This window comes from Sphaerisporangium sp. NPDC088356 (assembly GCF_040685555.1).
Classification (GTDB): domain Bacteria; phylum Actinomycetota; class Actinomycetes; order Streptosporangiales; family Streptosporangiaceae; genus Sphaerisporangium.
Genome location: NZ_JBFBIK010000082.1, coordinates 1 through 22,729, shown reverse-complemented (window position 1 = coordinate 22,729; position 22,729 = coordinate 1). Strand labels below are relative to the sequence as shown.

At 72.2% G+C, this 22,729-nt stretch carries 14 protein-coding genes; 5 read left to right on the top strand and 9 right to left on the bottom strand.

The genetic code is table 11. The annotated features are described in order from the left end of the window. Window positions 1-79 precede the first annotated feature (79 nt). Window positions 80-4,342: an AAA family ATPase gene (locus AB0O34_RS25690; RefSeq protein WP_363919447.1), complete on the bottom strand. Its 4,263-nt coding sequence runs from the start codon at window positions 4,340-4,342 to the stop codon at window positions 80-82. A 53-nt stretch (window positions 4,343-4,395) separates the two neighbouring features. Next, window positions 4,396-5,523 (bottom strand): exonuclease SbcCD subunit D, encoded by a 1,128-nt coding sequence (locus tag AB0O34_RS25685; RefSeq protein ID WP_363919445.1) that lies wholly within the window; start codon window positions 5,521-5,523, stop codon window positions 4,396-4,398. Window positions 5,524-5,740: 217 nt separating this feature from the next. Here AB0O34_RS25685 and AB0O34_RS25680 point away from each other — a divergent pair, with 217 nt between their 5' ends. From AB0O34_RS25680 to AB0O34_RS25670, 3 genes are all read left to right on the top strand, one after another. Continuing rightward, the gene (locus AB0O34_RS25680) at window positions 5,741-7,237 is read left to right on the top strand and encodes a prolyl oligopeptidase family serine peptidase (RefSeq protein WP_363919443.1); all 1,497 of its coding nucleotides are present in this window, start codon (window positions 5,741-5,743) and stop codon (window positions 7,235-7,237) included. A 277-nt stretch (window positions 7,238-7,514) separates the two neighbouring features. Further along, window positions 7,515-9,284 carry a BBE domain-containing protein gene (locus tag AB0O34_RS25675; protein ID WP_363919441.1) on the top strand — a complete coding sequence of 590 codons (1,770 nt, stop codon included), beginning with the start codon at window positions 7,515-7,517 and terminating at the stop codon, window positions 9,282-9,284. Between the two features lie 36 nt (window positions 9,285-9,320). Beyond that, entirely contained in the window at window positions 9,321-9,524 is a 204-nt protein-coding gene (locus AB0O34_RS25670) for a hypothetical protein (RefSeq protein WP_363919439.1), read from the top strand. A gap of 62 nt (window positions 9,525-9,586) precedes the next feature. On the opposite strand, the gene AB0O34_RS25665 is transcribed toward AB0O34_RS25670, so the two are convergent. The 7 genes from AB0O34_RS25665 to AB0O34_RS25635 all read right to left on the bottom strand — a co-directional run bounded on the left by AB0O34_RS25665 (window position 9,587) and on the right by AB0O34_RS25635 (window position 20,536). Then, complete coding sequence (locus AB0O34_RS25665) at window positions 9,587-10,792, bottom strand: enolase C-terminal domain-like protein (protein ID WP_363919437.1); 1,206 nt, start codon at window positions 10,790-10,792, stop codon at window positions 9,587-9,589. 136 nt (window positions 10,793-10,928) lie between these two features. After that, complete coding sequence (locus AB0O34_RS25660; RefSeq protein ID WP_363919435.1) at window positions 10,929-12,224, bottom strand: MFS transporter; 1,296 nt, start codon at window positions 12,222-12,224, stop codon at window positions 10,929-10,931. 196 nt (window positions 12,225-12,420) lie between these two features. After that, a complete protein-coding gene (locus AB0O34_RS25655; protein ID WP_363919433.1) occupies window positions 12,421-13,614 on the bottom strand; it encodes a VWA domain-containing protein in 1,194 nt (397 codons plus the stop codon). Window positions 13,615-13,794: 180 nt separating this feature from the next. Beyond that, the gene (locus AB0O34_RS25650) at window positions 13,795-16,272 is read right to left on the bottom strand and encodes a DUF5682 family protein (protein ID WP_363919431.1); all 2,478 of its coding nucleotides are present in this window, start codon (window positions 16,270-16,272) and stop codon (window positions 13,795-13,797) included. Next, entirely contained in the window at window positions 16,262-17,326 is a 1,065-nt protein-coding gene (locus AB0O34_RS25645; RefSeq protein WP_363919429.1) for an AAA family ATPase, read from the bottom strand. Before AB0O34_RS25645 ends, AB0O34_RS25650 begins: the two co-directional genes overlap by 11 nt. A gap of 62 nt (window positions 17,327-17,388) precedes the next feature. After that, window positions 17,389-19,041: a DUF5691 domain-containing protein gene (locus AB0O34_RS25640; RefSeq protein WP_363919428.1), complete on the bottom strand. Its 1,653-nt coding sequence runs from the start codon at window positions 19,039-19,041 to the stop codon at window positions 17,389-17,391. An 85-nt stretch (window positions 19,042-19,126) separates the two neighbouring features. Beyond that, on the bottom strand, window positions 19,127-20,536 hold the full coding sequence (locus tag AB0O34_RS25635; protein WP_363919426.1) for an SWIM zinc finger family protein: 1,410 nt from the start codon (window positions 20,534-20,536) through the stop codon (window positions 19,127-19,129). 247 nt (window positions 20,537-20,783) lie between these two features. Between AB0O34_RS25635 and AB0O34_RS25630 the strand changes: the two genes are divergently transcribed. Together AB0O34_RS25630 and AB0O34_RS25625 are read left to right on the top strand one after the other, a co-directional pair. Next, complete coding sequence (locus tag AB0O34_RS25630; protein WP_363919473.1) at window positions 20,784-21,491, top strand: cupin domain-containing protein; 708 nt, start codon at window positions 20,784-20,786, stop codon at window positions 21,489-21,491. Window positions 21,492-21,638: 147 nt separating this feature from the next. Further along, the coding region (locus AB0O34_RS25625; RefSeq protein WP_363919471.1) for a ThiF family adenylyltransferase at window positions 21,639-22,729 on the top strand (1,091 nt) is incomplete at its 3' end.

The window sequence follows — 22,729 nt, the reverse complement described above, 5'->3', positions numbered from 1 at the left end:
CCAGTGGATCACCCTAGCGCCACACCTGACGCCAAGATGAAGCCATCGACCTCATCCGTCCCGGCCACCCATCGCGCGCCTATCCGGGGACGGCCACGGAAAGGCTGGAGCCGAAGCGGTTCTTGACCACCTTGAGCTGGGCCGGAACCCGGGTGCGCAGCTCGCCGACGTGGCTGACGATGCCGACGGCCCGGCCGCCGTCCCTGAGCTCGTCGAGGATGTCGAGAACGCTGTCGAGGCTCTCCTCGTCGAGGGTGCCGAACCCCTCGTCGATGAAGAGCGTGCCGAGCTCCACCCCGCCGGCCTCGGCGGTCACCACGTCGGCGAGCGCGAGGGCGAGGGCCAGAGACGTCATGAATGCCTCACCACCGGACAGGGTGGCGGGATCGCGATCGGCCCCGGTCCAGCCGTCGAGAACGCGAAGGCCCAGGCCTCCCCCAGACCGTTTGCGGTCGGCCGCGGACTTGCGCACGTCGTACAGAAGGAGGTAGCGACCACCGGACATGTGGTCGAGCCGCTCGTTGGCGGCGTCCACGACCTGCCGCAACCGCTCCCCCAGCACGTACGACGACAGGCGCATGTCGAGCGTGTTGTCGGCGGAGGTGCCGACGGCCAGCTCCGCGAGCCGCTTCGCGAGACGGTGGCGCTCCTCGGCCGGACGCCACTCGGCGAAAGTACGTTCGAGGGTCTCGGCGAGCCCGAGGAGCTGGTCGTGCCGCGCCCCGGCCTGGTCGCGGGCGGAGGCGTGCGTGCCGTGCCGCTGCTCAGCCGTTTCGAACGCCTCGGCGAGCGCGGCGACGTCGGGGACGGGCATGGCCGCCGCCGCGACCAGCTCCGGATCGGCCAGCAGCTTCGTCACGGCCGCGAGCTCGGCGTCCAGCTCGCGCAGCCGCTCGGCCATGGAATCGCGGGCCGCGGCCGACCTCGCGGCCGCCCTGGCATCCGCGACGCCCGGGAAACCGGCGTCGGTCGCCGCGCTCTCTGCCCTGGTGAGCGCCGTCTCGTGCTCTGTGCCGGCCGAGCGGGCCAGCCGCCCGGCCTCCGCCGCATCCTTGAGCAGCTCGGCTTCGTCGGTCAGCCGTTCCAGGCGCGCGGCCAGCGTGGCGTCCTCGCCCCTGGCGGCGTCGAGCCGAGCGGCCAGCCGCTCGGTGTCGGCCGCGAGACCCTTCTCCTGGGCACGCTCGGCGGCGATCTCGAGGCCGATGCGCGTGGCGTGCTCAGTCAGCTCGGCGAGCTCCGCCTCGATTCGCCGAACGGCCTCCGCCAGCGCGCTCTCACCCCCGGCGACCTCGCGCAACCCCGCCAACGCCGCCTCTGCCCCCGCCAGCGCCCGCTCGGCATCCCCCGCCTCCGGCTCGCCCTCGAACCCCGCGCCCGGACCCTCTGCGCGCTCAGCCGGCTCCCCCGTGGCCGGCGTGGCGTCGTCCTTGGGGGTGTGGTGCCGGGTTGCCCACAGGGTGCCGCGCCGTATGGCCGCTCGTGCCTCTTCGTATGTCGCCGCGGCCTCGCCGACGCGGGTGGCCGCCTGGATGGCGGTGACCAGCAGCTGCGCCTGGCCGTCCACGCGGTCGCGCCGGGCGGCCACGCTCTCGTCGCCGTCGCGGGCCGCGTCGAGGACGGCCGTGAGGCGGCCGAGCTCCTCACGGAGACCCGACTGCTGGACACGGTGCTCCGCCATGAGGAGATCGAGCTCTCGAGCCCTGGTGCGGGCGGTGTCCAACTCGCTCTGGACGCGCTCGGCCTCGGCCGCGAGGCCGGGCTCCCGCTCCGCCAGCGCGCCCAGACGGGCCAGCTCGGCCTCCGCCTCTCCGCGCGCGGCCAGAGCCGCCTCCAGCGAGTGCCCTTCGGCACGGGCGGTCGCCTCGCCGAGCTGGGAGGAGAGCACGGCGACCCTGCCCTCGGCCGCCTGGCGGGCCTCCTGCGCCGCGTCGGACAGCGTCTGGGCCGCCTGCTCGTCGTCGACCGTGGGCGTCGCCTCAGCGGGGGACGCGGGCGCGGGGTGGTCGGCTGAACCGCATACGGCGCATGCCTCCCCGGGGACGAGCCCTCGGGCCAGCTCGGCCGCCATGCCGTCGATGCGGGACTGCCTGATCGACTGGAGGCGGTCGCGCAGCTCCTGCGCCTCGTCGGTGGCCAGCCGCCGCTCACCCTCGGCCGCCTCCAGCTCCGCCGCCAGCGCGTCTCGACGCCCGGCCTGCTCCAGCAGGGCATCGGCCGCCTGGCAGGCCGCCTCCGCCGCCGGGATCCGGGCCGCCTCGGCCCTCACCGCCGCGAGCCGCCCGTCGATCTCTTCCAGGCGCGCCGGCAGCTCGGCCTGGGCGTCCGCGAGGGCCGCCTCGCGGTCGGCCAGCCCGGCCAGCCGCTCGTCGAGGACGGTCAGCTTCTCGTGGATCTCGGCGAACCGGACCTCGTCGGCACGGCGAAGCTCCAGCCCGGCAAGCTCGTCGCGATGGGCACGCTCGATCGCGCCGAGCCGCTCACCCACCTGCCTCGCGGCCTCCCTGACCCCGGCCGCTGGCACGCCGCCGGCCGGGAGGCCGTGCGGGTCGAGGAGGTCCATGCCGGGAAGGCCGGCGGTGAGAGGGGCGGGGAGCTCGATGAGGGTTTGGAGCAGGTCGCGCTGGGTGACGGCCAGCTCTGCGGCGAGCGCGTCGCGGCGCCGGACGGCGTCGAGCTCGCGAGCGGCGCTCTCCACGGCGGCGCGGGCCGGCGGGAGGCCGGACGCCGCGAGCCGTGCCTGCGTTAGCGCCTCGCCGGTCTCGCGGCGCAGCTCGGGCAGTACGGCGAGCCGCTCGGCGGTCTCGGCCTCCTGCTCGGCGAGCGCCACCAGACGCTTCCCGGCCCGCGCCAGCTCCTCGCGGACGCGCGCCAGCCGTACCTCCTCGGGACGGAGCTCCTCCAGCCTGGCGATCTCGTCACGGCGCCCCCGTTCGAGCTCCGCGAGCCGCTCGGGACCCAGCCCGTCCACCGCACGGGCGCCCGGCGACACCACGCGTGCGGGTTCTCCAGGGCAGCCGGGGGGCTGGGGTAGCAGGGGGAGGGCGCGGGCCATGGCGTCGGCGGCGAGTTGCTCGGCCTTGGCGGCGGCCTCCGCGCGCTGCTCGGCCTCCTGGACGAGCGGCAGCACCCGGTCGGCGCGGAGCGCCTCCGCGAGGATGGTCTCCAGGTCGGACCGCTCGTCGGCGGTCCTGTCGAGCTCGTCTCGGCGGGCCAGGGCCTCGGCGTGGCCACGCTGCCGCTGGACCAGCTCGCGGGCACCTTCGAGCTCGACCCTGGCGGATCTGAGCATCGCCTCGCTCGCCGCCCGCGCCTCCGCCTGCCCGGCGAGCGACTCATGCGCCACGGCGAGCAGAGCCCGCGCCCACTCGAGCGGCTCGGCCCGCGGGTCGAGCTCCGCGCGCACGCCGACCCACGCCCGCCCCTCCGGCCCCGGCCCGTCAAGACCGTCGTGCGCCCCACGCCCGCCGTGCGCGTCAAGACCGTCGTGCGCCCCATGCCCGCCGTGCGCATCAAGACCGTCGTGCGCCTTGACCCTGCCCGGCGCGTCAGAACTGTCGTACGCCCCAAGGTCGCCCCGCCCGTCGGGACCATCGCACGCCTCAAGCGTGCCGGGTGCCTCAAGGCCCGCGTGGGCGTCGATGGCCGGGGCGGTCAAGGACGCGAGGAGGGCCGGGCCCGCCGCGCCGCGCATGTGGTCGATGACGGAGTCGACCCGCTGGCGCAGCTCCTGCTGCTCCTGCCCGGTGCGGGTGCGGTGGTCGGCCAGCCAGTGCTCGACATCGCTGAAGATCTTGACCGAGAACAGCTTCTCCAGGAGCTTTCGGCGGTCGTCACCATCGGCCCGCAGGAAACGGGCGAAGTCACCCTGGGGAAGCATCGCCACCTGGCAGAACTGGTCGGCGTTCATGCCGAGCAGCCCGCCCACCAGCTCTCCGGCCTCGTCGGCGCGGCTGGACAGGAACATCCACTCACCGGAGGGAAGCAGCTCCTCCAGCAGGACCTTGGCCTTCTCCTCGATCAGCCCCTGGCCCCTGAGCTTGGGCCGGTGCCAGACGGGCGAGCGGGTGAGGCGCAGCCGCCGGCCGCGCACGGTGACCTCCAGCACGACCTTCGGCCCGCGGTCGGCCGGGGCGTGGTCGCAGCGCAGGCGGCGCGCGCTGTTGCGCTGGCCAGGCACCTGACCGTACAGGGCGTAGCACACGGCGTCGAGCACGGTCGTCTTCCCCGCCCCCGTGGGACCGTGGACGAGGAACAACCCCGCCTCGCCGAGCGCGTCGAAGTCGATTTCCTCGTCTCCTGGGAAGGAGCCGAACGCGGTGAGCCGCAACCGGTGCAGCCTCATCTCAGGCACCCTCCACGCGTCACAAGGTCACGACCGCCAGCCTGGCACGCCATTCAGACCAGCGCCTCCTTCGCCCGGCACGCCTGGACCGCCTCCTGCAGGAGCCGCCTCTCGTCGTGGTCGGCCGGCTCACCGCGCACCTCGCGGATGAAGTCGAGCGCCACGTCGATCTCGGGACGGCCCGCGAGCCTGGGCGCCCCGGCCGCGGCCCGCACGACGCCCCCCGGCTCGAAGGCGAGGGCGAGGGTGTGCGGGAAGCGCTGGCGCAGCCGCTCCATGGCGCCCTTGGGCCGTACCGGATCGGTGAGCGTCACCTGGAGCCAGTGATCCTCGAACCCGGCCCACTCGGCCGACACGAGAAGGTCGGCGAGGTGCCCCCGGAGCCGGGCGATCGGGCGCGGCACGGGCGCGGGCACGAACTCGGCGCCGGTGAACCCGAGCGGGCCGATGTCGACGAGCCAGGACCCCTTGACGTGCTTCTCCTCGGAGAACGAGTAGGCGATCGGCGAGCCGGAGTAGCGCACGGACTCGCTCATGCGCTGGCGGCCGTGCAGGTGGCCGAGGGCGACGTAGTCGACGCCGTCGAAGGCGCCGACCGGGACGTGGGCGACGCCGCCCACGCTGATGTCACGCTCGCTGTCGCTGCTCGCGCCGCCGGTGACGAACGCGTGGGCCAGCACGACAGATCGCGTGCCGCGACCGGCGAGGTCGCCGCGGATCAAGCTCATGGCGTGCTCGATCGCGGCCGTGTGGCTGCGCTCGGCCAACTCCCAGGGGGCGCGGACCACCTCTGGCTCTAGATATGGAATGCCGTAGAAGGCGACGTCGTCGATCACGACCGGCTCGCCCACGCGGGCCGGGTCGGTGCGCAGGTGCACGCCGGCCGCGTCGATCAGGTCGGCGCCGAAGCCGAGCCTGCGGGCGGAGTCGTGGTTACCGCTGATCAGCACCGTGCGGACCCCCTCGGCGACCAGCCGCCGCAGGGTCTCGTTGCACAGCGCCACCGCGTCGACCGAGGGGAGGGCGCGGTCGTAGACGTCACCGGCGACGACCACCACGTCGACGCCCTCCGAGCGGATCGTCTCCACCAGGTGGTCGACGAAGGCGCCCTGGGCGTCGATCAGGCTCTCGCGGTGGAAGGCCCGGCCCAGATGCCAGTCGGAGGTGTGCAGCACACGCATGTCGCAGGAAGCTAACAGGTCCCACTGACAAATGAGGTACCAGCGGCACCATCGTTCCCCCCGCGTGACTTAACCTGATGATCGGAGGTCATATTTAGGGCGGAAAGCCCTCGTACGGAGGACGTTCAATCGGGGAGCGGAGTCCTGTGAGCCATCGCAGCGATCACGGTCATCATATGGACACGGCCCGCGGCGAGCCGCCCGACGAGGAGGTGGCGTGAGCGACCGTAGCCGGTTGAGCGTGGCGACCGCGGTGCTTCTGGCGATCCTGGCGACGGTGGGCTACATGCTTTCCCCTCCGTCCTTCGATCCTCCTCGGCTGAGCGCGAGCGAGAGCTTCCAGCCTCTGCCTCCGCAGCCCGCCGCCGAGTACCGCCCGGTCCCGCACAACGCCGCCATCGCCGTCCAGGACATCTCCATCCCGGTCCAGGGCACCACGCTCACCGCCACGATCAGGGCGCCGCGCACCCCCGGCCGCCACCCCGCGATGGTCTTCGTCCAGGGCTCGGGGCGCGGTGACCGGGGCGAGTTCACCTCCCAGGCCACATGGCTCGCGAAGGCCGGAGTGGTGACGCTGACCTACGACAAGCGCACCGTCGGCTACGACTTCCGCCATCGCGACTTCGGGCTGCTCGCCGACGACGCGCTCCGCATGATCGAGGTGCTGCGGCAGCGCACCGACGTCGACCCGGTCCGCGCGGGGCTGTGGGGCGTCAGCGAGGGCAGCTGGGTCATCCCGATCGCGGCGGCCAAGACCCTCGACGTCGGCTTCAGCGTGCTGGTCTCCTCACCCAACGTCTCGCCCGTACGGCAGGTCGCGTGGGCGCTGAACGAGCAGCTCGAACGCCTGCACGCGCCCGCCGGCGTACGCGAGCTGCTGGCCAAGGCGATGGGCGGCGTCGGGTTCAACTTCCTGCGCTACGACAGCGTCCCTGCGCTGAGCCGGCTGCGGCAGCCGGTCCTGGCCCTGTACGGCACGATGGACCCGTCGATCCCGTTCGTGGAGAGCACCCAGAAGCTCACCTCGGCGATGAGCGCCGCGGGCAACTCCGACTACACGATCCGGTTCCTCGCAGGGGCGGACCACGCCATGAGAATGAACGGCGGCGCGTTCACCCGTGGCTATCTCGACACGCTGGCCAACTGGGTCCTCGGGCTCCCAGGCACGGCACGGCCGCCTGTGGGGGCCCAGATCGCGGGAGCGACCCCCGTGCAGCGGTACGAGGCCTCCGACGTCCCAAGGGCCCCCTGGTACGCCGGCACCGCCATCCTCGGCCTCGCGCTCACCCTCACCGCCGTCGGCTACATCGCGGCCCCGGTCACCGAGATGGTGGTACGGCTGCGCGGCCGCGACCTGCTTCCCTCGGCCCACTCGGAGTTCTGGCCCGAGATCCGCCGCCGCCTTCGCCGGATGGCCTGGACGGGCGTGGGCCTGCTCGCCGCGGTGACGGCTTTCATCACGCTGATCGTGCTCTTCTCGGTGAACCAGGCGGGGGCGTGGCCGGCGGTCCTGTCCGGATGGCTGGTGGTCAGAGTGCTGGCCGTCCTCATGCTCGTGCAGGAGGTCACCACCGTCGCGGCCGTCGGCACCGCCCTCCGCGAGGGGTGGGAGCCGGGGCGCTGGCAGCGGTTCACGGTCGCGACCATGCTGGGCGGCACAGGCCTGCTCCTGGTGGCCGCCGCCTACTATGGCCTGTTCGCCATCCCCTGGTAACCGTCCGCGGCAAACTGGTCCGTACGTATCCCTATATATCGTGGGCGACTGGCAGCCCGACCGCGTCGGCGTGCGCACCGACAGCACCCCCGGCACCCCGTCGGCAACCCCCTCCAAGCCGGGCGCTTCCAAGTCCGGCGCCGACATCTGCGGCGGCTGAGCCCGTTCTCACGGTTCTGTAACGGTGACACTTCAGTCACATGACGTAGCCGGGTGACTACGGTAAGTCTTTCTTGTGTGTCCGCCCCCCGTGACGCGGTCTCGCTGAGAGCGACCTATGACGACGCGTCCTGCCCGTTCCCTCCTCCGCGCTCCGGGTGGCCTGTTCCGAGCGCTGTTCCGGCAGCAGGCCGGGCGCCCCGCGACGGGCGTCACCGCGCCCGTGGCGAGCCCGCCGGGTCCGTCCGGTCATCCCCTGGCGGAGCGCTTCGCCGAAAACCCCGACAAGGAGAGCGCAGTGTCCAACCCGGAAGCCAGTTCGGGCATCACCGTGACCGGCATAGACGACAGGTACGGCGCGCTGTGCCAAGGGTTCAACCAGCGTTGGACTTCCCATCCCGACTACATCAAGGTCGTGCGGTCGACCGGCGACGTGGTGGGAGCCCTCGACGAGGCGCTGAACAGCGGCCGTACGCGGATCACCGTCCGCTCGGGCGGCCACTGCTATGAGAACTTCGTGGCCAATCCCGGTGTACAGGTGATCATCGACATGGGCCAGATGGACCGCGTCCACTACGACCCCAGCATGGGGGCGTACTGCGTGGAGTCCGGGTCGACCAACTGGCACAACTACACCCAGCTCTATCGCGAGACGGGTCTGACCCTGCCCGCCGGGTCCTGCTACTCGGTCGGCGCGGGCGGTCACATCTGCGGCGGCGGGTACGGCCTGCTCTCACGGCGGCACGGCCTCACCGTCGACTACCTGTACGCCGTGGAGGTCGTCGTCGTGCGCCGCGAGCCGCGCGGCGACTACCAGGCGGAGGCGGTGATCGCCCGCAGAGACGACGAGGGCGACCTGCACGACCTGTGGTGGGCGCACACCGGGGGCGGCGGCGGCAACTTCGGGGTCATCACCCGCTACTGGTTCAGGGACTTACCCCGGCCTCCCATCAACGTCTGGCTGAGCGCCGTCGCCTGGGACTGGGAACGCGGCATGACGTACGACCGCTTCGCCCGGCTCGTCGGGAACTTCGGGCGGTTCTGCGCGGAGAACGGCCAGCCCGGCAGCGAGTACGCCGACCTGTTCTCCATTTTGAAGCTGACCCACAGGAAGGCCGGCAAGATCGGCCTGATCACCCAGGTCGACGCGACCAATCCGGCGGCCGGCCGCGACCGGCTGGACGCCTTCCTCGCCCAGATCGAGGACGGGGTCGGCCTCCAGCGCGCCGAGTTCGACGTGGACATGGGTGAGCACTCCCAGATCCCGGGCCTGCACGAGGAGCCGAGGCTGATGCCGTGGATCCAGGCGACGCAGGCCCTCAACGGCTCTGGCGGCAACCGGCGGGGCAAGTACAAGTCGGCGCACATGCGCAAGCCGTTCCCCGACGACCAGATCGAGGTCATCTGGAACTTCCTGTCCAACACGCGGGACGACCCTGACGACGACTACGACAACACGCAGTACGCCAACCCTGACGCGCTGATCCAGGTCGACACCTATGGATGCATGATCAACGCCCCGGGCGCCCACGAGACGGCCGTCGCGCAACGTGATTCGATCATGAAGTTGCAGTACCAGACCTACTGGACCGATCCGGCGGAGGACGGCGTCCACGAGCGCTGGATCCGTGAGCTGTACAGCAGGGTTTACCGAACCTCCGGCGGCGTGCCCCTTCCCGCGACGGCCGGCGGAGAGGCCGACCCGGAGGCGGTGACGGACGGCTGCTACATCAACTACCCCGACCGCGACCTGAGCAGCGACGAGTGGAACACCTCAGATGCGCCCTGGTACCGCCTGTACTACGGCGACAACTACGAGCGCCTGCTCAAGGCCAAGCTCAGGTGGGATCCGCACAACGTGTTTCAGCACGAGCAGTCGATCAGGTGAGATGCTGTCACTCCGCTCGCCGGAGGAGGATTCCCCGTGAAGAACTGGCTTCTCGTCGCAGGAGGCGCCGTGCTGGTCCTTGTGGGCGTCCTATGGGCGCTCCAGGGTCTCGGCTACGTCGGGGGCAGCTTCATGAGCGGGGCCAAGGAGTGGTTCGTGATCGGCCTGGTGGCCGTGATCGCGGGCCTCGGCCTTGGCGTCCCCGCCCTGCGCCGGCAGCTCAGAGGCCCCAGGCGATAGGAGCCTCACGCGCGGCGAGACCTCGCACGGGCGGGGTCGGGTGCCGGGGGCGTCCAGGGCGGTCAGAGCTTGAAGGAGTCGCTGGCGAGCCTGCGGACACGGTCCTCGTCGACGAGGTGACCGAGGCCTGGCTGGGTCAGCGGCACCGCGACCACGCCGCCGGACGCCCCCACGGGCGGGGTCACGATCTGGGCGCTGCGCGGCGGCTCGGTCACGTCGCTGGGCAGCGTGCATCCCGGCAGGCTCGCCACGGCCACGGTGGCCGCCCGGGCGAGGCCCGTGCCCCTGCCGCCGGCCGCGGTGATGTCCCATCCCGCCGCCACCGCACGATCATGCGCGAGCCGCACGGCACGAAGCGACCCGAACCTGGACGGGCGGAGCAGGAGCGCGCTCCCCGCCCGCGCCGCGATGGCCTCCTCCAGAGCCGCCACCGAATGGACCTCGATCGCGACCAGCGAGGAGACCCGCTCCTGAAGGTCGGCGTGAAGGTCGAGATCGGCGGCGGCGTCCGGCCCGCCGAAGGGCCGTTCGATCGCCGTCACACCGTAGGATTCCAGCGCCTCGAGGGCCGTGGTCTCGGTGTAACCGCCGCGCCCGTCCACGGCGAGGGCCAGGACGGGGTACGCCTGGCGTACGGCCCGAACCGGCTCGACATCCCAGCCGGGGTGCACGTCAAGGGTCACATGGGCATACCCGGCGCATACGTGGCGGTTGACCCGGGCGACCATGGCGTCCAGGGACCGCTCGGCCGGGAGCCGCACGGTCGCCATCACGGACGTACGGGTGCCACCGAGAGCGTGAGCCAGCGGGACTCCCCGCATCCGGGCCCACAGGTCCCAGCAGGCGAGGTCGACGGCCGTGCCGCCGGGGATGGTGCCCAGTTCGTCGGGATGCTCCCAGTCGACGCCCAGGAGGGCGGGGAGCGACTCCTCTAGCGTGGTCCAGGTCTTCGCGACCAGCTGATCGCGCTCGCCCTCAGCCCTGCCGCGAACGGCCTCGCCCGCCTCATGGGCGCCCGCGTCATAGGCCGCCTCGTCGTGAGCGGCCCTGTCACGGGTGCCCGCCGTCTCATCGGTCCCATGGGCGGACCCGCCAAGCCTCGCGGTTCCCGGCGCCCCCGCGCGGTGCGACCGGCGATCCGGGGACTGCACGACCTCGCCCCATCCCGTCATGCCCCCGTAGTCAGTGAGCTTGACCAGGATGCTCTCCGGACGCCTGCCATAGGGCAGCACGAGCCGGAAGACCTCTAGCTCACGGACACGTGGCATGGAACCCCCATCGTCGGACACCTGCCCTTCCATGGTGCCCGCTCCGCGGATCTGGTCCAAACTCGGCCGGTGAACGCGGGATTCCACCACCTCCCTATAGGGCCTATCCGCGTCCCGTCTGACCGTTGGGGCGTCCTCAGCGCTGGACTCGGCCGGCGACCAAGGGACCGAGGGTGGCCTGGGTGGCGATCAGCCCGAAACAGGCCAGGTAGACCCACCAGGCGGTGTCGAGCCCGGCGAAGACCGCGCCGGTCACAGCGATGATCACCACCGAGAAGACCGACTCCCCGATCTGCAGCGAGGAACTGTTCCTGCCTTCCTCCCCCGGCTCGGAGAGCTCCAGCGTGAGCACCGACAGCGTCGGATAGACCAGGCCGATGCCGAAGCCGGCCATCAGCCACGCGATGAGACCGACCAATATGGGGACCGCGTCGAAGACCAGCAGCGCGGTGCCCGCGATGCCGAACGCCAGCAACGCGGTGCCGCACCGCAGCAGCGACTTGCGGTCGTACTGCTTGCGTCCCTGGATCCACGACGCGAACGACCAGCTCAGCGCCGACCCGGTGAGGAAGAGGCCCGCCTGGGTCGGGCTGAGCCCGCGTTCACCGATCAGCATCAGGGGCACGAACACGTCGGCGGCGAAGGACGCGCCCGCGGCGAGCCCGCGCAGCAGCACCACAGTGGGGAATCCCCGCGCCGCGCGCATCGTGCCGGGGGGCAGCAGCCGCGGAAGGGCGAACGCCAGAACAGCCAGCCCCACGACGAGCAGGACGAGCCCGCGCCCGCCCAGCCCGCTGCCGTACTGCAGGAGCGCGGCGCCGGCCGCCACCACCCCGCCCCACGCCAGCCGGGCCCCGAATCCCGCCCGGGAAGGGACGGTCTCGGCGCGGCCGTCCCGCGGCACGGCGGTGGCCCGCCCGGCGAGCCCTCGCCACAGCATGACGGCGGCGGGAGCGACGATAATGGAGATGCCCAGGAAGATCCACCGCCAGCCGATGTGCTCGACCACGGCGCCGGTGATCGCCGGGCCCACGATGGAGGGAAGCACCCACGCCGCCGCCAGCAGCGAGAAGACCCTCGGGTGCATCACCGACGGGTACACCTGCGCCACCAGGACGTACAGCGCCACCGAGAACAGGCCGCCACCGATGCCCTGGACGAACCGGCCGATGATCAGGACGTGCATCGTGGGCGCGAATCCAGCGATGAGCAGCCCCGCCACGAACCCGGCGACCCCGGTCCACAGTGGCGCCACCGGTCCGCGTACATCGCTCCACCGGCCACCCGCGACCGTGGCGATCACGCTGGCCGCCATCGACCCGCTAAAGGCGAGCCCGTACAGGGAAAGCCCGCCTAACTGCCGGGCCACCACGGGCATGGCGGTCGCCACGGCCAGGTATTCGAATGCGAGGAGCAGGACGAGGGCGACCATGCCGGCGCTCAACGCCCGATACGGACGGCTGAGCACGCCGGGTGGTCGTCCGGGAGGAGAATCGATCACTGCGGAGGACACCTGCCCCAAGCTACGGCCCCCCTTCACCTCCGGCATCAGCCCCCCACCTCCGACTTTGGTCCTAGACCACAACCGTGACCACGTCGAAGGAACCCGCCCGACGACGGATCGTCACCTATGTGGCGCGGATCGACAGGGTGCGTTCGGCCCATTGGGCGATGTCGCGGCGTTCGATCGCGGCGGCCATGAGGCCGGGGAAGGCGTCGGGGGTGCAGGCGAACGCCGGGACGCCGAGTGCGGCCAGCGCCTCGGCGTTGTCACGGTCGTAGTGGGGCTGCCCCTCGTCGGAGAGGGCGAGCAGCACGATGACCTGCACTCCGGCCGCCGTCATCGCGGCCGCCCTGCGCAGCATCTCCTCCCGTACGCCGCCCTCGTACAGGTCGCTGATCAGGATGAAGATGGAGTTCGCCGGACGGGTGATCAGCCCCTGACAGTAGGCGATGGCGCGGTTGATGTCGGTGCCGCCGCCCAGCTGGGTGCCGAACAGCAGCTCCACCGGGTCGTGCAGCTGGTCGGTGAGGTCGACCACGCTGGTGTCGAAGACCACCAGCGAGGTGCGGAGCGAGCGCATCGAGGCCAGCACGGCCCCGAAGACGCTGGAGTACACCACCGAGGCCGCCATCGAACCGCTCTGGTCGATGCAGAGCGTGACCTCACGGATCACCGCCCGCTGCCTGCGGGCATACCCGACCAGCCTGGACGGGACGATGGTGTTCCTCTGCGGCAAATAGTTCTTGAGGTTGGCGCGGATCGTGCGGTCCCAGTCGATGTCGGCGACCCGGCGCGGCCGGTGGGTGCGGGCCGACCGGTCGAGCGCCCCGGTGATGGCGGTCCTGGTGCGCTGTGCCAGCCTGCGCTCGAGATCGGCCACGACTTTCCTGACGACCGCCCGCGCCGACCGCCTGGCGGTCTCGGGCATCACCCGGTTGAGCGAGAGCAGCGTGCCGACCAGGTGGACGTCGGGCTCCACGGCTTCGAGCATCTCGGGTTCGAGCAGCAGGCGGGTGAGGTTCAGCCGTTCGATGGCGTCCTTCTGCATCACCTGGACGACCGTCGAGGGGAAATAGGAACGGATGTCCCCGAGCCACCGCGCGACCCGCGGGGCCGAGGCGCCGAGGCCCGCGCCACTCTGAGTGTCGCCGCCTCCGCCCTGGCCCTCGCCGGATCCGCGCCCGCTGTTGTAGAGCGCGGCGAGGGCCGCGTCCATCTGGGCGTCATTGCCGCCCAGCGCGCACCCCGTCCCGTCGGCGTCCCCACCCAGCACCAGCCGCCATCTCCGCAACCGCTCATCCATCAGCCGCTCATCCATCAGCCACTCCCATCCGCGACCACCAACCCCGGCCACCCACAACCACCGCCCCCTCGCCGTCGACCGCCCACCGCCGATCAAACGCCGAACACCCACGGGGCGCCTCCGGACCGGCACCCTCCCCGCTCGACCCCCGGTGAGGCCCCGGCCCATCCGCCGTACAGCGAGCCGGCCGGCGCATCACGGGGCTCCCAGGATGGTGAGCACGGTCCGCACGGCCGGTGCCGCGCGGGCGGTGTCGGCTTCGGCGGCGGTGGTCCTCCTGGCCTCGCCGGAGGAGACGCGCCCGCCGATGGCCCGGCGCTCGGGCGGGGCGAAGGCCCCGAAGGTACGCCGGAGCAGGGGCAGCACGTCGACGAACGCTTCCCCCGTCAACCCCGTCAGCCATGTGTCGATCAGGCCGAGCAAACCCGCGTCGTGGACGAGGAGAAGGCCGCTGCCGGAGAGGAACCCCTCCACCCAGGCCGCCGCCTGCGCGGGAGGGGTGCCCGCCGACATCGACCGGGACATGCGCAGCGCAACCTCCTCGGCAGGGATCGTGCCCGCGTCGAGCAGGATGCGAGTCAGCCTGCCGCCGATCAGCCCGTGCAGGTCGCGACGTTCGGCGACGCCCCGCAGGGATTCGAGCCAGCCTTCCCTGCCCGACTCCAGCAGGCCGACCGAGGCGTGCACCGCGTCCACGTGACCCAGCATCTCCCTGGCCGAGTCGTCGTCCAGCCCGGTGACCGCCACCGAGAGCCCCGCGCGGATACGGCTGAGCAGCGACTCCACGATCACCGACAGCCCCTTCGCCGGGGTGCCGCGGACGTCGCCGTACCGCTGCGCGCGGACCAGCGCGGGAAGGGCCGCCATCAGGTGGGTGACGTCGCTGTCGAGTGCCGCCCTGGTGGAGATCGAGGCCAGGACATGGGGCAGGGCCTCCGGCAGGTCGGCGAGCAGGCACCGCTCCGCCACGCCGGTGAGCTCGGCCAGCGTCCTCGGTGACGACGGACCGGCCGGCCCGGGCCCCGCGTGCCGGGCCGAACGTCCGGATCCGAGGTCGACGAGCTCCCGCACCCGCGCGGTGGCCGCGGCCGGGACGGTGGTGCCGTACGCGCTCGCCTCGATCAGGTCGATGTCGAACTCCGGGCGCCACTCCAGCGTCCAGGATTCGCGGAAGGTGCCCTTGCCGCGCGCCTCGCGTGGCGAACCCCATGCCACGCCGATCAGGCCCAGCCGGTGAAGCAAGCGGCTGCGGTCGAGGTCGAGGGGTTTGCGCAGGTCGAGGTCGACATCGCGTTCGAGCGCCTCGGGCCGTAGTTTCAGCCGTCGCTGCCTGTCGCGCAGGTCGCGCTGGAGCGGGACCATCGGCGTGCTGTCGGGAACGCGCCCGAGCCGCTCCCCCACGACCATGCGCCGCTGGATCAGCTCCACCGGCAGCTCGTCGCCCTCGCAGAGCACCGCCCGCACGGCCTCGGTGACCTCCCCCAGGCCCGCCAGGGGACGGCCCCGCACCACCGCGAGACCGTCGGCCAGCCGAACGGCCTCGATGACATGGGCGGAGGAGACCGGCAGGTCCTCATCTCGCAGGACCCTCGCCGCCGCCGCGAGCCAGCGCTCGATCGGACGGTCGGGCGCGGCGAACAGATGGTCGTACCAGCCGGGCGAGGTGATGCCGGCGCCGTAACCGCTCCAGGAGGCGAGCCTGCCGTATGTCCACGGCACCCAGGTCATCTCCACCTTGACCTTGGGGAGCCCCTTGAGAAGGCGGTCGTCGGGCGCTGCCGGGCCGAGCTCGCGCAGCGCCGGGACGTGCCAGGCGCCGCACACCACCGCGATGCGCCGGTAACCGTCCTTGAAGGCGGTGCGCATGGTCCTGCGCATGTGCGCCTCGCGCCGGGCCTCGTGCTCGTGCGGCGTGTACCCCTCCCTGACCGCCGCCATCGCCTCGGCGATCACCTCGAACGGCGTGTCGCCGCGGTGCTCGACGGCGTCATCCCACCATCGTTCCGGATCGTCGTAGCCGGCCGCCTTCGCGAGCTCCCCGATGGGATCGCGATGCACGACCGGCCCCTCGACCTCGCCACCCCCGCCCCCCTCAGACCGCGAACCACCAGGCTCGACCCCCCTGGCCCCCTCAGACCGCGAATCGGCAGGGTTGGTGCCTCTGGCCTCGGCCCCGTCAGGTCGGGAGCCGGCCGGCGCGGCATCGACGGTCTCGGCCTTGCCACGCCGGGAGTCGAGTGGCTCGGCGTCGACGGCCGGGAGGGCATCGCCGGGTGGCGGCGAGGCGGCGGCCTTCTCCGCGAGGCTGTGGGTCGCGGGCAGGTCGCAGAATCGGACGGGGACACCCGCGCGGATGGCGTAACGCATCGCCTGCCACTCGGGAGAGAACACCGCGAACGGCCAGAACGCCGCTCTCGACGGCTCTCCCGGCACGTGGGCCAGTAACGCGACGGGGGGTTCCATGTCGGGATCGGCGGCCAGCGCGACCAGCGCGTCAGCCTCGGGCGGTCCCTCGATGAGCACGATGTCAGGCCGCAGCCGCTCCAACTCGGCCAGCAAGGCCCGCGCGGACCCCGGCCCGTGATGCCGCACCCCAAGCACCGTGGACGACGGAACGGCGCCCTCCTCGCCGCCCACAAACCCCAACCCGGTCTGCGGCCCGTCAGGAGGCATCGCGGCAGGCCCGGTAGAAGTCGCGCCAGTCGGGGCGCTCGCGGACCACGGTCTCCAAATACTCCTGCCAGACGACGCGGTCGGACACCGGATCCTGGATCACCGCGCCGACGATGCCCGCCGCGACGTCACCGGCGCGGAGCACCCCATCGCCGAAGTGGGCGGCGAGGGCGATGCCGCTGGTCACCACTGAGATCGCCTCGGCGGTGCTGAGCGTGCCGCTCGGCGACTTCACGGTCGTACGGCCGTCGGCCGTCACACCGGATCGCAGCTCACGGAAGACCGTGACGACCCGCCGGATCTCCTCCATGCCGGTCGGCGTGGCCGGCAGCTCAAGGGAACGCCCGAGCTGGACGACCCGCCGCGAGACGATGTCGACCTCCTCCTCGGCGGTGGCGGGAACCGGCAGAACGACCGTGTTGAACCGCCGCCGCAGGGCGCTCGAAAGCTCGTTGACACCCCGGTCACGATCGTTGGCCGTGGCGATCACGTTGAACCCCCGGGCCGCCTGGACCTCCTGGTTCAGCTCGGGAATCGGGAGCGTCTTCTCGGAGAGCACCGTGATCAGGGCGTCCTGCACGTCGGAGGGCATGCGGGTGAGCTCCTCCACACGGGCGAGCCGCCCCTCGGCCATGGCGCGCATCACCGGGCTGGGTGTCATCGCGTCACGAGAGGGCCCCTCGGCGAGCAGCCGCGCGTAGTTCCACCCGTAGCGGATCGCCTCCTCGGCCGTGCCCGCAGTGCCCTGGACCAGCAGCGTCGAGTCGCCGCTGATGGCCGCGGCGAGGTGCTCGGACAGCCAGGTCTTGGCGGTGCCTGGCACGCCGAGCAGCAGCAGCGCCCGGTCGGTCGCGAGCGTGGCGACGGCCACCTCGACGATCCGGCGAGGGCCGATGTACTTGGGGGTGATCTGGTGGCCGTCGCCCAGAAGGTAGGTGGTCACGGCCCAGGGCGACATCTTCCAGCCCGGAGGCCTCGGCCGGTCGTCGGACTTGGCCAGGATCGCCAGCTCGTCGGCGTACTGGTCTTCCGCGTGCGGACGCAGAACGGTCATATCGGATTCAGCTCGCTCTCGCGTAATGGGCCCGGAGGATGGTCGTCGTAGGAGATGAGTGCTCATGGGCGGGGCTCCAGCTCCGCGAGCATGTCGAAGCGGAACCGTAGCGTCGCGGCCACTTCCTGGACGGGCGGCTCGGGTGAGAGCCGTGCCGCGACCTCGTGCATGGCCGGATCGACACGCTCGCCGGCGAGACGCACCAGCTCGCCGAGGTTCCACGGCTGACGCCCGGCCGTGTCGAGGATCTTCTCCAGCACGGCCTTGGCCAGCGCGGCTCCCCAAGGGGCGGGGACCCCGCCGAGCATCATGATCAGCTGGCCGTCCACGGGCTGGTCGTGCACCAGCTCGGCCGCCTTGTCCGCGCGCTCGGCAGGGGGAAGGACCGCGAGCAGGTCGGTGAGCGGCTCGACGGCGAAGAGGGCGCGCGCCCAGGTGGGATCGTTCTGCAGGACGGCCGCGCGCTCCCAGCCGAGCCTCACCTCCCGCGACCACTCACCGATGTTGAGCGCGACGATCTGTTTCGCCGTGCGGCCGAAGTGGTGCGTCCAGAACGTGAGCGGCGTGTGGGCGACGAGCTGCTGCAGCCACCAGCTCCGCTGGCCCGTGCCGCCGGGGGCACGGGAGCGGACCCCGTCGCGCTCCATCGCGCTGTCACAGGCCCGCGGCGGGTCGGCCCGCAGCCGGTCGCCGGCCAGGCTCAGGCACCGCGCCGCCCGCTCGGCCATCCTGTGGCCGAGCCGTGACTCGGGAAGCCTGGTCAGCAGGTCGGCTGCCTGTCTTCTGACCTCGCGCCTGCGGTCGTCGAGCACGGCCTCCAGGAACGGCTCGTCGGCCATCGACAGACCGTCGGCCATGGCGAGGATGAACGCCGCTCGGTCTTCCGGTGACTCCTGCTCCCAGCCTCGCCGCAGCAGAGCCCGCGCCTTCGCCGGATCGACGGCCCGTAAGCCCCGAAGGTAGGAGAGACGGTCGCCCCTCGTGCCGAACTCCCACAGATGATGCGTCTCGACCTCTTCCTCCTCACCGGGGCCCCCCGAATCCGATGGATCCCCCGGATCCACAGAACTCCCAGAACCCGGAGAATTGTCCAACTCCCCAGAACTCGCCAGACCGCCGGAACCCGCGGCATTCTCAGAGCCCCCAGAACCACCGGAACCCCTTGGCCCGCCGGAATCGTTCGAGTGGGTGGCACCCTTCGCCCCGGAAGACCCCGAAGGACCGGTGGAACCGGTCTCAGCCAAGGGGTCTGAACCCGTCGATGCGGACAGACCGGTGCCCATATGGACGGTCGCCTCCTCCAGGACATACGCCCAGGAAGGGTTGAGCCTGGCGAGCCAGCGGCCTCTGGCACCCGCCAGCACCCCGATGGGCGCCCGCAGCGACCGGTCTCGTGCGCCGTGATCAAGCACCCGGGGCACGAGCTTCGGCGGCAGCCGGTACCCCCGGACGGCGGCGGCCTCCAGCCACTCGGGAAGCAGGCGCGGGTGCTCGCCGTCGAGGATGCGGCCCACACGCTCCCCCGCCGCACGAGGGACCAGCGGCTGCTCCTCGGGAGGCGCGGCAGGCAGCGGCTCGCCCCTATGGAGCCGCTGCCCTGCCCGCGCCCCGACGGTGTGCGCCGCGGCCTGCCCCAGAAGGCCGGGCACGGGACGCCGGTCTGTGCCGACCAGCGCCGCCGACACCAGTCGCTCCCACTCCTCGACCGTGATCACGACACCACCCGGCCTTCCTCGACCAATGTCGCGGGCGGGCGCGAGCCGCGCGGCGTCCACCCGGCGGCCATGGTCACCGCGGTGATCACAGCACCACCACCTGCCCCTCCTCGTCCCAAGTGGTCAGCGGGCGCAACCCACGCGGCGTCCACTCAGCGGCCACGGTCACCGCGTGGCCTCCGGAAACGGCCAGCAGCCGCCAAGGGAGACCGGCCGATGGGCGCAAGGGCATGCCCTCCACCGCCGGCGGATCGTCAGCGGCCCCCTGAAGCTCAGAGGCCCCCTGACGCGGGGACGCGTCGGCGAGGAGCCAGAGGTCTCCCCGCCTGGCCGGGATGACCGGGCCCAGCACCACGGGCCAGGAATCCAGCCACGGATCGCCTTCGAGCGCGGCGGCCACCTCCGCAAGCGCCGCGCGCACCCCGACGCCCGCCGGAGGCCATGCCGGCACCCCGCCGTGGCGGACGGCCACCAGCGCTCGCAACGGGGACCCACCGGGATAGAAGGCCAGATCGGCGTCGATCGAGGTGCCGGTGACGAGCGAGGCGTCGAGAGCCTGGCCGGCCGGTGCGAACGAGAGCACCAGGGCGGGCCTGCCGCTGGCGCGCCCGCGCAGCCAGACGCGGCGGGAGACGAGGCGGTCCTGCTCCTCGTCGCGCCGGCCGAGCACATCCCAGTGGTCGCGCACGGTGTGCCCCGCGAGCACCTCGTCGCGTGACGTCGGGAAGCCCACGCGCGACCGGATGGTCTCGCGAAGGGGCGCGGGCAGCTCACTCGCGCGGCGGTAACCGACGGCGAGCAGGTTGAGCAGGCCGTACTCCCCGAGGAGGCGAGCCGGCCAGTCTTCCTCGGCCAGCACCCGGGGCAGCCGGGAAACGGCCGCCGCGGCTCCGGGCGCCTGAGCGTCCACCAGGCGCCTGGTCAGCTCCTGCCACTGGGCGGGCGAGCTCTGCCGCGCTCCGGCCAGACCCTGCCCGATCTGGTCGGCCAGCCACCGCTCGAGCTCAGACAGGCCAGTGGCGACCCGCTCCTCTCGCTGGGCCGCGCGCCGGTCGGACGCGGCGCCGTCGCCCGAACCGGCCTCACGCCGCTCGGCCGCACCCGGCTCGGAAGGCGAGGGCTCATCGCCCGGCGCGGAGGCGGTGGTGGCGGCCCTGGCTGCGCGGACGCGACGCTGGTCGAGCCACTCGGCGACCCAGGCGGGTGGGGCCTCGGCCGGTGACACCCCGTCGGCCGACCAGAGCAACAGCAGGCCGAGCGCGTGCTTGCAGGGGAACTTCCTGCTCGGGCAGTTGCACCGGTAGGCGGGCTCGCTCAGGTCGACGCACGCGCGGTAGGGCGATGAGCCGCTGCCCTTGCACTCTCCCCAGAGCACGTCGGGCGCGCTGCCCAAGGCCGACCACTTGGCCGGCGCGCTCACGCTCTGCGCACCCTTCTGGGAAGAGGCGTCGGGGGCGAGCGCGAGCACTTGATCACGGCTCCAACGTTCGATCACGACCGGCACACTATCGGCGCCCTCTGACAAAAAATCCGGCCCTCACGCAGGCTCGCGAACCCTCGCCCGGCTCGCTGCGCCCCGGGACCGGAGCAAGACCGAACGGCGGCGGACTCCCGTCGATCCCGGATCCGGACGTGCGGCGAATCACCGCGGGCGCCCGGCCCGCGGACGTGAGCCGTCCACGACCGTGAGCGACCCCAGCCGTGAGTCATCCGCGTGGCATAAGATCGGCGGCGTGTTCCTCATGACGCTCGGTGACTATCCGGACGGCCCCTCGGTGTTCGCCTCCGATGACGCCGAGGCGTTGCGCATCGCCAACCACACCATGACCGGGCCAGAACCGGCCGTCGCCGTGGGCGATGACGGGCGGGTCAGGTTCCTGCGGCGCGACGTGACAGGGGCCTTCATCAGCGTCCAGGAGCGTCCGGCGGTCGCCGAGGCGCTGGAGCTGCTCCCCCACCCCGAGGGCGGGTGGTACCGCGAGACGTGGAGGACCGCCGCCGACTTCGAGCCTCCCGGGTACGGCGGGGTACGACAGAGCGCCACCGGCATCTACTTCCTCCTCCAGCCGGGCGAGGAGTCGGTGTGGCATGTGGTCCGCTCCGACGAGGTGTGGTTCTGGCACAGAGGTGGCTCGCTGACCCTCCTGCTCGGAGGCACGGGCGAGCGGCCGTACGGCACGGGCGAGCAGGGCGGTGGCACCGGCGAGCAGGCCGGTCACGCCGGCGAGCAGGGCGATGGCGGCGGCGAGCAGGACGGTGACACAGGTGATCACCGGGAGCACGGCGTCCAGACGATCACGCTCGGGCCCGGCGTGGAGAACGGCCAGGTCCCGCAGGCTCTCGTGCCGGCCGGCACCTGGCAGGCCGCGTACCCGGCGGGGGCGGAGGGGGTCCTGGTGAGCTGCGTGGTCTCCCCCGGTTTTGATTTCGCCGACTTCCGAGCCGTTTGACGCCGGACGCGCTTTCACGGCGTTTTCCAAAAGCCGTCGCCCGTATTAAATTCACGTGAACACCGTTGACACCGGTGATTCACGCACCCACTATCTCTGTGTCAGATATTCCGCTGATTACCCGAGGTGGCCGTGCGGTTGCCACGAGTGAAAGCCGAGCACCGGCCGCACAGGATCGCAGACGGCAGGGTACGCATCGGCGGATCCATTTACGGCGTCGCCGCTGAAATCGCCGATCCGGACGGTTTCGCGTGGGCCGCGCTGGCCGCCATGGACGGCACGCGCGCGCCGGAGGAAATAGCGGCCCTGCTGCGTGGCGCGTTCCCCGTGCTCACGGACGCGGGCGCGACCGCGATAGTGGACCTCCTGGTGAATTCCGGATACGTCGAGGACGCGTCGGCCGGGCCGCCCGACGAGCTGAGCCCGGCCGAGCAGGAGCGGTACGCAAGGAACATGGCGTTCTTCCGCCGGGTCGACCTGACCCCGCGCGCGCACGGGTGGGAGGCGCAGCTCCGGCTCAAGCGTTCCCGGGTGCTCGTCCTCGGGCTCGGCGGCACGGGCAGCCACGCGGCCTGGGCGCTCGCGGCCTGCGGCGTCGGCACGATCCACTGTGTCGACCGTGACGTGGTCGAGCTGTCCAACCTCACGCGGCAGGTCCTCTACCGCGAGGCGGACATCGGGAGCCCCAAGGCCGAGGTCACGGTCGCGAGGCTCACCGAGGTGAACTCCTGCCTCGACATCACCGGAGAGAACCGCTCGATCGAGTGCGAGCGTGAGCTGGCCGAGCTCGTCGCCGGCTTCGACGCGCTCGCCCTGTGCGCCGACGAGCCTCGCGGTCGCGAGGGCATCCGCGTCTGGGCCAACCGGGCGTGCGTGGCGGCGGGCATGCCGTGGGCGGTCGGCGGCTACAGCGGCCCCCTGGTCAGCGTGGGCGCCTTCACCCCCGGCGGCCCCTGTTACGAGTGCCTGAGCGCGGGCATCGAGGCGACCCTGCCTCCCGGGGTCCCCGTCGACCTCGGCGGCCCAGGAGTGATCGCCACGTCCGCCGGGGTGTCCGGCCACCTCACCGCCCAGGCGATCATCTCGCTGGTGACGGGGATTCCCGCCCTGCCGGGGGGCTACGTCACCGGGGTCAACCTGGTCGCCCCAGACCAGCACGTCTACGCACGCCATCCGGCCGCGCCCGACTGCCCCGCGTGCGGTGCCTTCCAGGCGAGGGGGGAGCCCGCCGTCACGGC